Raw genomic sequence first — 13,192 nt, 5'->3', positions numbered from 1 at the left:
CCGACCGCGCACAAAAGCTATTTCATGGCTGAAAGCGGGTATGGCTTAGCAGGATGGGGATAGGTAAGGTGAAACCTATCAATCAGTACCGGCTTACGCCGGGCTTCGGCGGTTTTACTCCAGTATCATATGTAACAACGGAGTGCCGCCTTCCATGCCGCTGGCGCGGCATCAAAAAAGAAAGCCCCCCAATGACGGGGGAAATAGCGTTTTGATCAAAATAATAATGCTAGTGTGCTTCTTGCGTGCCATCTTAACTTCCAAAGGGTACTCCCGCCGACATAAGGCGGGAGGGGAATTTGGACGGGCTTGAAAAGCCCGAAAGGTGATCAGCCACGCTGATGTTGAATGTATTGCTTCACAACTTCCAGCGGCGCACCTCCGCAGGAGCCAGCAAAGTATGACCTCGACCAGAGCACGGCTTTTCCGTATGCCCCCCGCAAATCAAGAAATTCATTTCGCAGACGGCGGGATGTCACTGCTTTCAGTGAGTTAACCAGTACCGAAAGTTGCACTGTTGGTGGGTATTCGATCAGCATGTGGACATGATCGACGTCTCCGTTACTTTCTTTAAGTTCTGCCCCAAAATCACGGCAGACTTCTGCTGCATACTGATGGAATGCTGCACAGTGTAACTCTCCCAGTATCTTTCGACGGTATTTTGTTACAAAGACAAGATGAACATGCAAAAGGAAGGCAGCATGTCTTGAACGATTGATTTTATATTTTTGCATTGAGGTTGGCCGTAAAAGCAGTAATATTGTAAGCAAATCTACTACACACTGAATGATGATGCTAATCCTGAAAGCCTACAAATTCAGACTGGAACCAACGCATGAGCAGTCGCAGCGTTTGCGGCAGTTATGTGGTTGCGCCCGTTTTGTCTGGAATTTAGGTCTTGCGGAGACAAAGCGCATACTTGGCTCAGGCGAAAAGCTACCTTCGGCTTTCGAGTTGAACCGGATGATTACGGTGTGGAAAAAAATGCCGGAATACATCTTCTTACAGGATGCTTATACCGACAATCTGCAACAAAAGCTGAAAGACCTGCATACCGCATGGAAACGTTGTTTTGATAAAAAGCTCGCAGCTAAGGCTCCGGTATGGAAACGAAAAAATGAGGGCAGAGACTCAATCCGTTTTGTGAACTTTGAGAAATATTGCTGCCTTGAAAATCGCAGAGTGAAGCTACCGTCAGGTCTTGGGTGGGTAAAATTCCGGCAATCTCAACGTGTGAACGGTAAAATCAAAAATGCGACAATCAGTCAGTTAGCGGGACAGTGGTATATCTCGTTTCAGGTTGAAATTGAAACGGCAGAACCAAATCACACAAGCACAACGATAGTCGGGCTGGATGCTGGCGTGGCTAAACTTGCCACGCTGTCAGATGGCACAGTCTTTGAGCCTGTAAACAGTTTTCAGAAAAACCAGAAGAAGCTGGCGAGACTCCAGCGTCAGTTAAGCCGCAAGGTCAAATTCAGCAACAACTGGCAGAAGCAGAAACGCAAAATACAGCAACTGCATTCCCGTATTGCAAATATCCGCAGGGACTACCTTCACAAAGTCACAACGACCGTCAGCAAAAACCACGCAATGATAGTCATTGAGGATTTGAAGGTCAGCAACATGTCAAAGTCAGCAGCGGGTACGGTCAGCCAGCCGGGGCGCAATGTCCGGGCAAAATCAGGTTTAAACCGTTCGATACTGGATCAGGGCTGGTATGAAATGCGCCGCCAGCTTGAGTACAAGCAGCTCTGGCGTGGCGGTCAGGTGCTTGCTGTTCCGCCAGCGTACACTAGCCAGCGTTGCGCGTGCTGTGGTCATACTGCGAAAGAAAATCGCCTGTCACAAAGTAAATTTGTGTGTCAGGTATGTGGATATACAGCGAACGCCGATGTAAACGGCGCTCGTAACATTTTAGCGGCGGGGCACGCCGTGCTTGCCTGTGGAGGGATGGTGCAGTCAGGCCGCCCGTTGAAGCAGGAACCAGAGGCTGAGCAATCAGCCGTCACCCACTAATGGGAATCCCCCTCCTGAGTCACGAAGTGCGAAGGTGGGGGAGGATGTCAATCCAGGCACAAACTAAATTTAACGTTTCGTTAACTACAAAGAAATCCGATGAGTTAATCACTTGCGAAATAAAAATCATATAGTAAATTACTATATGATTTTGCGTTGTTTCGGAGAATTAAAAAATGCCTTTGATTGAATACATCAACAAGTTCTATCGGGGGAATCAGGCATCGTTCGCCAGGCTGACCGGAGTTCAACCTGCGCAGGTAACACAGTGGATCAACAAAGGATTCATCGTGGTGAATCACACACTGTATAGTCCACGCCGAAAGCTGGGAATTTAATTCCTGGTCAATATTTGACATCCTCCACGCCCTGAAGGACGGGGATATAAGGCGCACTGTATCCTGTTGTCTGGCAGAAAAAAGAAAGCCCCGTAGTTAATTTTTCATTAACCCACGAGGCGATCCCAATGCTTCAACAACACCAGGATAGACTTTTACCGCCCTTTACGCAATACCATGTATTTTCAAGTTTCTGGTCGATATATAATGTTGTTGGCGCTTGAGGCTTTCTGCCTCATGGCGAAAAGGTGGTTTGTATCTTGTTGTGCGGCAGAAAGAAGAAAGCCCCGTAGTTAATTTTTCATTAACCCACGAGGCGATCCCAATGCTTGAACAACATCAGGATAGCCTCTTACCGCGCGTTACGCAAGGAGAAGAAGGCCATGAAACTACCGGGAAACGCCCTTATCTGGTGCGTATTAATCGTGTGCTGCACGTTGTTAATATTCACACTCCTGACCCGGAATCGCCTGTGCGAAATCCGGCTGAAGGACGGATACAGGGAGGTTACGGCAAGCATGGCTTACGAATCCGGCGGTAAGTAGCAACCCGGAGGCGGGCGAAAGCCCGCCTTTTTGGGGATGATGTGGTTCTGGCATTAAGCGCCTTTACAAAGGGGGTATTCTGTACGGATACCCCCTTTTTCCATGTATTTTCAGGATATTAACTGGTGAATATGGTATAATTAGTCAATATGACAGCAATTATTGAGGCGAGTATGCAGCCCAAAAAAACACCCGTGATTGTGGTCAAAAAACGCCGCGTTCTGGTCATGCCAGAAAATCCTGTGGTGAATGAAAAGCCGCAGGAAGTACAAAAATCAGCAGTTAATGAAAACAAGAAAGTACAGAAGAAAGATGCTGTAGCAGAGAAAACACGTAAAAAGCAGCCTCAGCCCTGGTATTTGAAAAAACAAATCACTTTTCCCCCAAAATATCCGAAAGAATATTTTGAAAAGTGTTTCAATAAAGTTCGTGCTGTTTTTCCTGAACTATGGACAGACGAAAAAAAGAACTTGCCCCTGAAAAGCGGGATTCTCCAGGACGTTGAGAAATACCTGGCGGATAACCCGGATGTGGATCTGACGATTGAAGAGTGGAATTGTGCGGTTCAGGTGATGACGTTCCGGTGGCAATATCTTCAGAATTGTACTGTACCAGGCGCAACACGTTACGACCTTTACGGGAAACCTGCTGGTACAGTAAAAAAAGCACACGCAACTTATGCGCAACTGGTTCTCGATGCCCGTAAGAAAGCCAGCGAGAAGAAACAATTAAAACGTAAGGGATAAAGCCCCGAAGGGCTTTATCATTTCAGCCTGGCTGACTGTAGAATCCAGTGATTTTTTCCGTTTTCGTCCAGGCCGTGTTCGTAAGCTGCAAGAGCCGCTTTCATTATTGCTGTTTTTGTCTGGCCTGTTCGCAGTGCTTCCCGTTCCAGAATATCTTCGTAAACGTCCCCAAGCCGGACATTGGTCACTTTAGTTGCTCCCGATTTTTTGCGGGTAGCTTCATTGATGAATCGGGCTGTGTCTGCATTGGTTTGTTCTGTTTTTTGTCCTGGTATTACCGGAGTTTTCAAGTCAAGAGCCATTATATCACCTTTCGTGTGTTACATTAGCTTTACTGTGTAAAGTTAATGATGTAAAGCTGTCGTATTACATCCATTAGGGATTGATGCCTAACTCTTGCGCCAAAAGCTCTATTTGTGCTTTAGCTGTAGAAAGGCTGGATGCGCGACGTACATCATGAACGCCAGCGCCTTCATTACAGGCCGCTTCAAAAATATCTAAATCTGAAATACGTGTACGAAGTGGCTGTATCCACACCGGGTTCTCCCGGAGTAACTTGTCGAGATCAATCGCTGCTTTTCTGTGGCGTGGTTTTGTCGTGTTAATTCTCGTGAAAAGTACCCAGGGTTGCAGGTCTGGATTGATCTGTTGAGCTGTGCGAACTTTTTCTGTTACATGAGTCAGCGTTTCTGCTTCGAAATCTGAAGACGGCTTAACGAGAGTAAGCAGAATGTCAGCTACAGTTAAGGCACTGCGAAATTCCTTGCTGTCATGCCCTGGACAGTCAATGATCAGCACTTCACATATTTTTTTCAGGCGCTTAATGACTTCTGATACATCGCCATACTCTTCATAAACAGGAACCGGTAATAAGCCATTCTGCTTTCTTTTTTCGTTCCAGCTAAGAATATCATTGTTTTTATCGGTCTTCAGAATGATGACCGTTCGTGAATTATTTACCAGATAAGAAGCCAGGTTTGTTGCTGTGGTGCTTTTTCCTACACCGCCTTTATCTGATGCGACAAGTAATGCTCTCCCCATAGAAACCTCGGATATACAGTGTAAAGGTTTATTTGTCTTTACATTGTATTCATTATAGTTACGTTGTAAAGATGTTTGTGTCTTTACAATGTAATTGTTTTTTGCGCTTTACATTGTGTGTATGTTACAGGGTAACTTTTCAGGATGCGATTTTGCCTGGTGTGTTGTTGCGCCCGTAGCTCGCTGACGCTCACACGCGCAGTACAGCGCCCCGCCCTGCTGCAATGCACCAGGACGGCGTAAACTCGCTGGCGCTCGCGCTAACTGCGGCATTCTGCGGCGCAAATCAGCATGATCATGGCCTGTCAGTCCGTTGGGCTTTGCAGGGTGAAGGGATGGCCCTGTGCATCCTGGTATGTTCGTCAGCGGCTGCGCCGCGCTTCGGGGCGATGTGGCCCCGCTGCTCCCTGGTATTTTCTTTCGCCCCTTCTATCCGCTGACGCGGATTAAGAAATGAGCAAATCATCAAGTAAATTGCTGTTTTCAGGCAATAAATCTTGATAATACATCTAAATAGATGTATTATTATTTCATCGAAAGGGGATTGGCTCCTTTCCTTCTTAAGTCCAAACGGACAGGAGATTTAAAATGAAAACATTGACTTTTAATAACGGCACTGTTTCTGTTGGCGATGTGTTTGTATCTTCCTGGGGATATGAGCAAACGAACGTTAATTTCTACCAGGTTATTTCTGTTCATGGCAAAAAAACCGTAACTGTTCAGGAGATTCGCGCTTCAGTTCATCGGACTCATTCAATGAGCGGATATAAGACCCCATTACTTAATGATTTCTGTGGTGAGCCATTAAAACGGCGAGTGCGTGATTATTACAGTACGCCAGCAATTGAAATTGAGGAATTCGAAACAGCATATAAAGGATCACCGGAAGAAAAACACGAGTTCACATCATACTACTAAGAAAATAGTTGCAGGGGGTATCCCCTGCAACCATGTTAAAAATGTTAATAGTAGTAGTATTTACCCAGGGGGTTTTAGTATGAATGATGGGGTAAAACTCCGTCCTTCAGGGCGTGGAGAATGCCGGGCTAATGCAGCAATGTAATGTTGCGCCCGTAGCTCGCTGACGCTCACACACGCAGTACAGCGCCGCGCTTCGGGGCGATGTGGCCCCGCTGCTCCCTGGTATTTTCTTTCGCCCCTTCTATCCGCTGACGCGGATTAAGAAACGAGCAAATCATCAAGTAAATTGCTGTTTTCAGGAAATAAATCTTGATAATACATCTAAATGGATGTATTATTGTTTCATCGAAAGGGGATTGGCTCCTTTCCTTCTTAAGTCCAAACGGACAGGAGATTTAAAATGAATATCCAGGAAGCATTAAACGTTTTTGGATTATCCGGCGAATTAACTGAAAAAGATATCAAAGCAGCATACAGAAAAGCCGCTTTAAAATATCATCCAGATCGTAACCCGTTAGGGGCTGAACTGATGAAAGCGGTAAATGCAGCTTTTGATGTCTTGATGGCAAATATTGATAAAATAAATCAGTTCCAGAGCGCTGATGAACATGCACGATATAATTACGGTGATGACCTGGAAAAAGTATTAAACGTTCTTTCTGGTTTATCTGGTCTGGTATTTGAAGTGATAGGTAACTGGGTATGGATTAGTGGAGAAACTATTACACATAAGGAAACTTTAAAAGAAATCGGGTGTAAATGGGCGGCAAAGAAAAAACAATGGTTTTATCGTCCAGACGAACATAAAAGTTACTGGAATCGTGAAGAACACACGATAGAAGAAATCCGCGCAAAATACGGTACAACCGGACAGCGCAGGGCGACAGGGTGGCAACGCGTGGAAACCAGAGCGTAACCAGAACGGGGGCGAGAAGCCCCCGATATCATACCAGCCCGTCTTTTGGGGCATCGAACCCAAAAAGACGGGAACAGCAGCCACGTAGCAAAAAGGGAAACAGATGAACTCTTTTTTTGAACAATATCACCCTGTCTTTGAAGTTGTCTGCCGTATCCTGGGGAACGGCTGGCGCGTGAACAAACTTGATGATTGTCCGTCTCGTATAAAACTGACGTCACCGCAGTTTAAAAATTACTCTGTGCATATTCGGATGGAAAAAGACCGATTTTCTGTTGTGGGGAGTGTGGATAGTCGTTCCTGGAGTAGTCCGTATCATGTTTGTACGTTATCCAGGAAGCGGAATCCCGTTGATATAGCAGCCAATATCGAGCGAAAAATTTTGCTAAATGCTTCGCAGGAGGTGTTACAGGCGATTGAGTATGAGAAACGCCAGGCGGCAAAAAAGGACGAAATTCTGATCCTGAAAGGTATGTTATCGCAACTTGTCCAGCTTGAAAGCTGGTATGGGGCATTGACAGGCTTTAAAGCTGAAAATGGATTGAACGGTAAAGTCACCGAGCAGGGCGAGCGTTATGATTTGCAGATTAGGGGTTTGAGTATAGATCAACTTGTTAAAATTACAGGATATTTGAAACAGTTATGAGAAAAAACAAAGGGCGATTGACTTATTATCTTGAAGTGATTGATAAAAAATACCATTTTGTAAAAAAAATAAGCAGTTATTCAAAGGAGTTCACTGACGGAAAAACAAAAAGAACAAAGAGAACGTTAAGTGAGCTGGTTTTTAATGAAAGTGAGGTCGAGGCAATAGACTTTACAAAAAATGGTTTAAGACCTGTTGATAAGAATATTCTCTTAACTATGGTGAAAGAATATAAGGAGAGTGATGCATGACTATTGAAAATACACCGGAAAACATAAAGAAATTACGTAAAAAAATTGGCCTTACCCAGACAGAGTGCGGTGAGATTTTTGGCGTAGGCTTAAGTACATGGCAGAAAAAAGAAGCTAAAACCCACAACCAGCTTAATTTATCGAAAGGTGAATTTGAGTACCTGTTATTACTTGCAGGGGAGCACCCTGAATACGTCCTGCATAAAAAAGCTGAATCCCGCTCACCGGAGGAACCGTGAGCGAGAAGAAAAACACCACGACGCAGAAATCTAAGATATACAGTGTAAAGGTTTATTTGTCTTTACATTGTAATTGTTCTTTGTCTTTACACAGTGTGTGTTTGTAACAGGGCGACTTTACATAATTGCGATTTTGCCTGGTGTGTTGTTGCGCCCGTAGCTCGCTGACGCTCACACGCGCAGTACAGCGCCCCGCCCTGCTGCAATGCACCAGGACGGCGTGAACTCGCTGGCGCTCGCTCTAACTGCGGCATTCTGCGGCGCAAATCAGCATGATCATAGCCTGTTGGTCTGTTCTGGCTTTGCAGGGCGAAGGGATGGCCCTGTGCATCCTGGTATGTTCGTCAGCGGCTGCGCCGCGCTTCGGGGCGATGTGGCCCCGCTGCTCCCTGGTATTTTCTTTCGCCCCTTCTATCCGCTGGCGCGGATAAAAAAATGAGCAAACCATCAAATAACTTGCTGTTTTCAGGCAACAAATCTTGATAATACATCTAAATAGATGTATTATTGTTTCATCGAAAGGGGATTGGCTCCTTTCCTTCTTAAGTCCAAACGGACAGGAGATTTAAAATGAAATTCACTTCAACCACGAATCATGTTTTCACATTCGAACGAGTAACGCTTTGCACGATTGTTCTTATTCATAAGGATACGGGACAACAGTATGTTGTCATATTTACGGATAACAATAAAATTCGTGACTATAAGACCGGAATTGTTTCTCAGTTTGGTGAACTTAAGCAGAGTGATATTGATTTAATTCTTTTCTATCGGGACGAATATGAAAAATATTTTGACTCGTTAAATAATGGCGAGGAGTATTTGAGTTTTAAAGAATATATCGGATGTATAAGGGGAAAATAAATTATGAAAGGTGTGATCAGGTTGCTGGAACAACCTGATCACGTTATCGACAATCAAAACTGAATGAGGTTTTTAAATGTCAACGCGGCAGATCGTACAGCTTGCTGACTCCCTTGTCAAAGGCTGGGAAACCAGAATTCCGGCAATGACGTGCACGGAGTGGGATCAATTCCGGTGGTGGTTAAACTACCTGCAAGGGTATGAAATGTTTTAAATAACCGGGATAAATTCATATATGGGGAGAGTGTCATGCTCTCCCTTTCTTATTGTGTAAGCGAGTTGTATTACATATTTAGCTTTACGTTGTAAAGATTTTATTCGTTGTCTTTACAGTGTGGTGCGTTTTCCGGCGGTTGCGCTGCGCTTAGGGGTATGTGGCTTCGCTGCTCCCTGGTATTTTCTTTCACCCTCCTATTTGTCCGATGACTTTTGACAACAACGCTATTTGTAACTATAATTAGTTGCATGTTGGCAAGGGATGGGATTATAGCGTATGGGGAAAGCAGATAAGCTACTGGCAAAATTTTTAAACAGTAAAAAAACGTTTGAATGGGATGAACTCGTTGTTTTGTTTTCTTCTCTAGGATATGTCAAAAAGGAAATGCAGGGATCAAGAGTGCGATTTTTCAATGCTGAAATTAATCACACAATATTAATGCATCGCCCACATCCAGAAAGTTATATTAAAGGTGGAACGCTGAAAGCTATTAAACAGAACTTGAAAGAGGCTGGGGTTTTATGAAACATTTAAAATATAAAGGATATTTAGGTACGGTTGAGCCGGATTTTGAAAATAATATCCTGTATGGAAAGCTGGCATTTATTCGTGATCTGGTGACTTATGAGGCAGAAACATTGGCTGACCTGGAACGGGAATTTAAAACATCGGTTGATTTGTATTTACAGTCCTGTGTGGAGGACGGAAAGGAGCCTGACACGCCCTTTAAAGGTGTGTTTAACGTCAGGCTTGATCCAGAGCTGCATCGTCGGGTCGCTGAAATGGCGATGGAAGAAGATTTGTCGCTGAATGCCTTTGTCAATAAGGCACTGGAAAAAGAAGTCAGTCATCATCGCGCAGGGGCTTAATCGCCCCTTTTTGTTGCTCGCAGGCGTTGATGTTTCTTGGTATTACGGTGTAGTGTGTTGTATTTACAAACAATGCTTTACGGTGTATTACGATGCATACTCTTTAATTGCTTGCAATCTCTTTTCACGTTCGTTGCTTTGTTCAGCTTTTTTCAATTCACTGAATATGTACTCTTCATCTTTACCCGTGAGTTTTGAACCGGAGAGCAAGCGATTAACAACTTTACGTCGAATTGCAGGGTAATCTTTGGTTTTATCGAGTATGGACAATATGCGGTCACTACTAAGAATCTGGCCTTTCCCTGATTCCACATAATGTAGAAAAAATGCGATTGCGGACACGCCCAAAAGCACTGTAAGGACGGCTACACCATCAAGACGAAACTTTGATATAAAGGAATACGCGACCACTCCAATAATTGCTAAGCAGAGACATAAATAAATTAAGAGGTTTTTGTTGCGTTGTTTTTTTTGTGCGCGATCATGATCATCTATGATTGCCAGTATCTTTTCTGGAGTTGCTTGAGCCATTTTTTTTCCTTATCAGGGAGACGGAGTGTTCAATCATCTGGCTTTACAATGTAAAGCTGTGTTTGTCTTTACGGTGTAAATAATGAGATGTGCAGTTAAAAGTGTCAATCAGGTATCATATAGTAAAACACTATATGATTTTTCTGTAATAGGCTTAAAAAATTCTCGCTTACATTGTAAAGGTCTTTGTGTCTTTACAGTGCACCACGTTGTAAATCACTGCCTTCTGTGGAGATAATCATGTTTTTTTCTGTTGGTGTCGAAACACCGAAAGATGATCAGACTGCATACGGCATCACTGTTCCGGCTTTTGATTGTTTTGGTTTTGGATGTGTTTCTGCGGCTGATTCTCAGGCAGAAATACCCGCTATGGCGCGTGAAGCGATATTGGCAATCGTGGAAGATATGGTATTAAGCGGTGCTTATTCTGTTGATGATATTCATGATGAAGGGTGTTTGACTTATTCGGATCACTCCAATTATAAGCACTGTGATAGCTGGTTTTTGGTTGATGTCGATTTAACATTAGACATGCCGTAGTCCGGCTATCGGGTCATGAGGACGCTGAAGAATATCGCAGGCATATATTTACAGTGTAAAGGTGTTTCTGTCTTTACATTGTAAGGCTTATTGAATACTACACTGTAGTGCAATGTATGTGTTTTTATGACCTATCCCCGCGTTGTGCGGGGATTTTTTTTGATAGCTAACCGCTCGCCGCAGTCTAGCGACCGAGCATAGCGAGCGAGTGACGAGGAAGCGGAAGATCCACCGTTGCCAGGAGAAAAGCAGGTACGCACTATGCATTCTGCCCTAGTGATGCTTTCACAAACCACGCGGCCTGAACTATTACGCCATGAATCCAGCGCAAATCGGCATCACGATTTTCTTTTTTCATTTTTTCGCCACTTAAAGCCTTGCTTACGTGACTTTTTACCAGATTTTCGTGTAATTCTTTTGCTTCTTCAATTGTGAAACCACCAGGCAAATTTGGCGCTTCTGCTTCCAGTGATGCCAGAGCAATTTCATAAGCCCGGCGCTCAATATTGTCTCGCACGTCCAGGCTGCCGATTCGCTCCCTGATTTCTTTAATTAGTTTCTTGTCGTCGTCGGTAAATGTTGTCATCTCACTCTCCTTTGGCGTCAATGTTTACAGCCTGGCAAGCCTCTTTGAGCACCCAGTCAATAGCGTCTTTCCATGCCCCTGTTTCGACGGGAGGATTCGTGTGCTTTACCTGATCGTAGAAGCGTACTGCGTTTACCAGTCCTCTTGTTGGTGCTGCTATCGCAGGTGGTAAGTTGTAGAGTTCCTGAATTTCATAGTTCGGCCTGTCGTTGCAGTCTTCTTTTGTCGGCACGTATTTCCAGTCACCAACCCACGTTTTACCCTGAGAGTCCGTAACGTCTTTTTTCACGTAACGATACCTCCATGCAACAACCCCAGCTTCCAGCGATGCCAGTGCGATTTCATAAGCCCGGCGTTCAATATTGTCTCGCACGTCCAGGCTGCCGATTCGCTCTCTGATTTCTTTAATCAGTCCCTTGTCGTCGTCGGTAAAAGTTGTCATTAGTGACTCCTTTTCATATCTATGGTTTTCTTGAATCAATTTCGTCTAGTTTGAGTTTTATATTTTGCTGGTCTGATTTTGGTAATTTTCTCATGCTCTCTTCAGTTATTTTTTTCATATCAAGAAAAGCTCTTGCATAGAAGCGCAGGCTTGCCTCTTTTTCATGTTGTGCAACATACCAGGTTGCGCCAGAAAATGCCGCAGACAGGCATAATGTGCACAAGGCACAAATTGCAATGGCTGTTCTTGTACTGAAGGGTTTTACAGTCTTAGATAATGACTTCAACTTTTCTTCATATAATTTGTTGTTTTTTTCCTGGTTGCGTTTAATTCCAGATATGAGTTCAATAATATCATCTGTTAATTTTTCTTTTACCTCAATACTTGTTTCTTTTAGATCGTTTTTTCCCTCTTCTACTTTTTCTTTTATTTCATTATCCAGATCGCCGCACGTCTCAACAATATTCTTGAATCTTTGAATATAGTCATTTTCTACAGATGAAACGACCTGTCTGAAGCCCTCAGACAGGGCAGTGAAGTTAGCTTGTAACTCATTGCTGAATTTTTCCTGTATCTTTTGGTTCAGAAAAATTAATGAAATAACTGGATCGTCTTTTGATATTTTATGCCCTGTCTCCTTGAATACATCAACAATAAAATTATCAATATCTTCACTGGAAACAGCCTTTTCAGGCTGTTTTAATTCTGGCTGATTAACTGTACTCATATTATTCACCGTATTCATCGTCATAGATGCTATCTAATTGTTTGTAAATGTCATTGAAGACTCGTTTTAATCGTGATTTAGCCATTAATCCAAAATGGTCGGACTCAAGAGCTTCTTTCAGTGTTAGTGATTTTTCTGTTAGCTCTTTGATGTCAGAGGCAAAGGCATCACTTTTTCTGTCCTGAATAACCACAACGCCAGCGATTACATCCTTGTTTTTTTCAATGAATTTAGTTTCTATTAATGGGATATTTTCAAGTGCTGGAATACCCTGAAATTCATTTATCCAGACAATAAGTTTTACCTTACTTCCTTTAACCAGTTCTTTCAGTTCTTCAAATCCCTGCAAGGTATCCGCAAGAGCTTGTCCACCAACGATAACAGTATGGATATAAACGTCTTGTTCTACATCTTCAAACATGTCCATAACACAGTTATCATTGAAATACTGAATTAACGGTAAAAATGTAGATGCGCCATTGTCAATAACAAAAGTATTCTGACTATTGGTCAGCATTGATTCGAACATTGGATCGAATTTGGATTGTATTACTTTGCTGTTTTCAGTGATTTGTATCAAATCTGCATTTAATCTTTTTACTTTAACCGTAGTTGTATTAACCGGGTCTGTGTCACCGACTACGATATTATCCATGTGATTTTCATCAATAAAGTATTGTGCCAGTATTGCGGTCGCGAATGATTTTCCAACACCACCTTTACCCTGAAGGATGAAATTGATTGAGTTTTTCAT

General features: G+C 43.3%; 18 protein-coding genes and 4 pseudogenes. 14 read left to right on the top strand and 8 right to left on the bottom strand.

Annotation, left to right across the window (positions count from 1 at the left end):
• Positions 1 to 24 precede the first annotated feature (24 nt).
• A pseudogene (locus tag ACJHW7_RS21845) lies at positions 25 to 215 on the top strand (hypothetical protein).
• Positions 216 to 329: 114 nt separating this feature from the next.
• On the opposite strand, the gene tnpA reads toward ACJHW7_RS21845, so the two are convergent.
• Complete coding sequence (gene tnpA, locus ACJHW7_RS21840; RefSeq protein WP_001175008.1) at positions 330 to 734, bottom strand: IS200/IS605 family transposase; 405 nt, start codon at positions 732 to 734, stop codon at positions 330 to 332.
• Between the two features lie 58 nt (positions 735 to 792).
• Between tnpA and ACJHW7_RS21835 the strand changes: the two genes are divergently transcribed.
• The 4 genes and pseudogenes from ACJHW7_RS21835 to ACJHW7_RS21820 all read left to right on the top strand — a co-directional run bounded on the left by ACJHW7_RS21835 (position 793) and on the right by ACJHW7_RS21820 (position 3,648).
• Entirely contained in the window at positions 793 to 2,019 is a 1,227-nt protein-coding gene (locus ACJHW7_RS21835; RefSeq protein WP_001672025.1) for an RNA-guided endonuclease InsQ/TnpB family protein, read from the top strand.
• 663 nt (positions 2,020 to 2,682) lie between these two features.
• Positions 2,683 to 2,835 (top strand): annotated as a pseudogene (locus ACJHW7_RS21830) (DUF5431 family protein); the annotation flags it as partial.
• Positions 2,780 to 2,902, top strand: coding sequence for a type I toxin-antitoxin system Hok family toxin (locus ACJHW7_RS21825; protein ID WP_223170659.1), 123 nt, complete (start codon positions 2,780 to 2,782; stop codon positions 2,900 to 2,902). The pseudogene ACJHW7_RS21830 and the gene ACJHW7_RS21825, both read left to right, overlap by 56 nt.
• A gap of 149 nt (positions 2,903 to 3,051) precedes the next feature.
• Complete coding sequence (locus tag ACJHW7_RS21820) at positions 3,052 to 3,648, top strand: ProQ/FINO family protein (RefSeq protein ID WP_000125165.1); 597 nt, start codon at positions 3,052 to 3,054, stop codon at positions 3,646 to 3,648.
• A 17-nt stretch (positions 3,649 to 3,665) separates the two neighbouring features.
• Here ACJHW7_RS21820 and ACJHW7_RS21815 read toward each other — a convergent pair whose 3' ends face one another.
• Together ACJHW7_RS21815 and ACJHW7_RS21810 are read right to left on the bottom strand one after the other, a co-directional pair.
• On the bottom strand, positions 3,666 to 3,950 hold the full coding sequence (locus ACJHW7_RS21815) for a hypothetical protein (protein WP_001162371.1): 285 nt from the start codon (positions 3,948 to 3,950) through the stop codon (positions 3,666 to 3,668).
• A 73-nt stretch (positions 3,951 to 4,023) separates the two neighbouring features.
• Positions 4,024 to 4,689 (bottom strand): division plane positioning ATPase MipZ, encoded by a 666-nt coding sequence (locus tag ACJHW7_RS21810; RefSeq protein WP_000532148.1) that lies wholly within the window; start codon positions 4,687 to 4,689, stop codon positions 4,024 to 4,026.
• A gap of 588 nt (positions 4,690 to 5,277) precedes the next feature.
• Between ACJHW7_RS21810 and ACJHW7_RS21805 the strand changes: the two genes are divergently transcribed.
• From ACJHW7_RS21805 to ACJHW7_RS21770, 8 genes are all read left to right on the top strand, one after another.
• Complete coding sequence (locus ACJHW7_RS21805; protein ID WP_000855119.1) at positions 5,278 to 5,607, top strand: hypothetical protein; 330 nt, start codon at positions 5,278 to 5,280, stop codon at positions 5,605 to 5,607.
• A 403-nt stretch (positions 5,608 to 6,010) separates the two neighbouring features.
• Positions 6,011 to 6,526, top strand: coding sequence for a J domain-containing protein (locus ACJHW7_RS21800; RefSeq protein WP_001025393.1), 516 nt, complete (start codon positions 6,011 to 6,013; stop codon positions 6,524 to 6,526).
• Positions 6,527 to 6,629: 103 nt separating this feature from the next.
• Positions 6,630 to 7,172, top strand: coding sequence for a hypothetical protein (locus ACJHW7_RS21795; protein WP_001083904.1), 543 nt, complete (start codon positions 6,630 to 6,632; stop codon positions 7,170 to 7,172).
• Complete coding sequence (locus ACJHW7_RS21790) at positions 7,169 to 7,423, top strand: hypothetical protein (protein WP_001230709.1); 255 nt, start codon at positions 7,169 to 7,171, stop codon at positions 7,421 to 7,423. Before ACJHW7_RS21795 ends, ACJHW7_RS21790 begins: the two co-directional genes overlap by 4 nt.
• On the top strand, positions 7,420 to 7,662 hold the full coding sequence (locus ACJHW7_RS21785) for a hypothetical protein (protein ID WP_000151456.1): 243 nt from the start codon (positions 7,420 to 7,422) through the stop codon (positions 7,660 to 7,662). The genes ACJHW7_RS21790 and ACJHW7_RS21785 overlap by 4 nt, the downstream gene beginning before the upstream one ends.
• Positions 7,663 to 8,232: 570 nt before the next feature.
• Entirely contained in the window at positions 8,233 to 8,526 is a 294-nt protein-coding gene (locus ACJHW7_RS21780; RefSeq protein WP_000673428.1) for a hypothetical protein, read from the top strand.
• A gap of 493 nt (positions 8,527 to 9,019) precedes the next feature.
• Positions 9,020 to 9,268 (top strand): type II toxin-antitoxin system HicA family toxin, encoded by a 249-nt coding sequence (locus tag ACJHW7_RS21775; protein WP_000513532.1) that lies wholly within the window; start codon positions 9,020 to 9,022, stop codon positions 9,266 to 9,268.
• The gene (locus tag ACJHW7_RS21770; protein ID WP_000681609.1) at positions 9,265 to 9,612 is read left to right on the top strand and encodes a type II toxin-antitoxin system HicB family antitoxin; all 348 of its coding nucleotides are present in this window, start codon (positions 9,265 to 9,267) and stop codon (positions 9,610 to 9,612) included. Before ACJHW7_RS21775 ends, ACJHW7_RS21770 begins: the two co-directional genes overlap by 4 nt.
• 87 nt (positions 9,613 to 9,699) lie before the next feature.
• Here ACJHW7_RS21770 and ACJHW7_RS21765 read toward each other — a convergent pair whose 3' ends face one another.
• A complete protein-coding gene (locus tag ACJHW7_RS21765) occupies positions 9,700 to 10,143 on the bottom strand; it encodes a hypothetical protein (protein WP_023223351.1) in 444 nt (147 codons plus the stop codon).
• A 240-nt stretch (positions 10,144 to 10,383) separates the two neighbouring features.
• Between ACJHW7_RS21765 and ACJHW7_RS21760 the strand changes: the two are divergent.
• A pseudogene (locus ACJHW7_RS21760) lies at positions 10,384 to 10,668 on the top strand (type II toxin-antitoxin system HicB family antitoxin); the annotation flags it as partial.
• 274 nt (positions 10,669 to 10,942) lie between these two features.
• Here the strand turns inward: ACJHW7_RS21760 and ACJHW7_RS21755 are convergent.
• From ACJHW7_RS21755 to ACJHW7_RS21740, 4 genes and pseudogenes are all read right to left on the bottom strand, one after another.
• The gene (locus ACJHW7_RS21755) at positions 10,943 to 11,269 is read right to left on the bottom strand and encodes a hypothetical protein (RefSeq protein WP_000206697.1); all 327 of its coding nucleotides are present in this window, start codon (positions 11,267 to 11,269) and stop codon (positions 10,943 to 10,945) included.
• A gap of 301 nt (positions 11,270 to 11,570) precedes the next feature.
• A pseudogene (locus ACJHW7_RS21750) lies at positions 11,571 to 11,711 on the bottom strand (hypothetical protein); the annotation flags it as partial.
• 19 nt (positions 11,712 to 11,730) lie between these two features.
• Complete coding sequence (locus ACJHW7_RS21745; protein ID WP_063084541.1) at positions 11,731 to 12,438, bottom strand: hypothetical protein; 708 nt, start codon at positions 12,436 to 12,438, stop codon at positions 11,731 to 11,733.
• A 1-nt stretch (position 12,439) separates the two neighbouring features.
• Positions 12,440 to 13,192: a conjugal transfer protein TraL gene (locus ACJHW7_RS21740; protein ID WP_000797967.1), complete on the bottom strand. Its 753-nt coding sequence runs from the start codon at positions 13,190 to 13,192 to the stop codon at positions 12,440 to 12,442.

The organism is Escherichia sp. WS1152, from assembly GCF_046487665.1.
GTDB classification, from domain to species: Bacteria; Pseudomonadota; Gammaproteobacteria; order Enterobacterales; family Enterobacteriaceae; genus Escherichia; species Escherichia coli.
Note: the sequence above shows the minus strand (reverse complement) of the source record. Positions and strands in the feature narration are given on the sequence as shown.

Coding starts and splice junctions, on each gene's coding strand:
- tnpA (WP_001175008.1), bottom strand. CDS start 734: ATGCAAAAATATAAAATCAATCGTTCAAGACATGCTGCCTTCCTTTTG.
- ACJHW7_RS21835 (WP_001672025.1), top strand. CDS start 793: ATGCTAATCCTGAAAGCCTACAAATTCAGACTGGAACCAACGCATGAG.
- ACJHW7_RS21820 (WP_000125165.1), top strand. CDS start 3,052: ATGACAGCAATTATTGAGGCGAGTATGCAGCCCAAAAAAACACCCGTG.
- ACJHW7_RS21815 (WP_001162371.1), bottom strand. CDS start 3,950: ATGGCTCTTGACTTGAAAACTCCGGTAATACCAGGACAAAAAACAGAA.
- ACJHW7_RS21810 (WP_000532148.1), bottom strand. CDS start 4,689: ATGGGGAGAGCATTACTTGTCGCATCAGATAAAGGCGGTGTAGGAAAA.
- ACJHW7_RS21805 (WP_000855119.1), top strand. CDS start 5,278: ATGAAAACATTGACTTTTAATAACGGCACTGTTTCTGTTGGCGATGTG.
- ACJHW7_RS21800 (WP_001025393.1), top strand. CDS start 6,011: ATGAATATCCAGGAAGCATTAAACGTTTTTGGATTATCCGGCGAATTA.
- ACJHW7_RS21795 (WP_001083904.1), top strand. CDS start 6,630: ATGAACTCTTTTTTTGAACAATATCACCCTGTCTTTGAAGTTGTCTGC.
- ACJHW7_RS21790 (WP_001230709.1), top strand. CDS start 7,169: ATGAGAAAAAACAAAGGGCGATTGACTTATTATCTTGAAGTGATTGAT.
- ACJHW7_RS21785 (WP_000151456.1), top strand. CDS start 7,420: ATGACTATTGAAAATACACCGGAAAACATAAAGAAATTACGTAAAAAA.
- ACJHW7_RS21780 (WP_000673428.1), top strand. CDS start 8,233: ATGAAATTCACTTCAACCACGAATCATGTTTTCACATTCGAACGAGTA.
- ACJHW7_RS21775 (WP_000513532.1), top strand. CDS start 9,020: ATGGGGAAAGCAGATAAGCTACTGGCAAAATTTTTAAACAGTAAAAAA.
- ACJHW7_RS21770 (WP_000681609.1), top strand. CDS start 9,265: ATGAAACATTTAAAATATAAAGGATATTTAGGTACGGTTGAGCCGGAT.
- ACJHW7_RS21765 (WP_023223351.1), bottom strand. CDS start 10,143: ATGGCTCAAGCAACTCCAGAAAAGATACTGGCAATCATAGATGATCAT.
- ACJHW7_RS21755 (WP_000206697.1), bottom strand. CDS start 11,269: ATGACAACATTTACCGACGACGACAAGAAACTAATTAAAGAAATCAGG.
- ACJHW7_RS21745 (WP_063084541.1), bottom strand. CDS start 12,438: ATGAGTACAGTTAATCAGCCAGAATTAAAACAGCCTGAAAAGGCTGTT.
- ACJHW7_RS21740 (WP_000797967.1), bottom strand. CDS start 13,192: ATGAAAAACTCAATCAATTTCATCCTTCAGGGTAAAGGTGGTGTTGGA.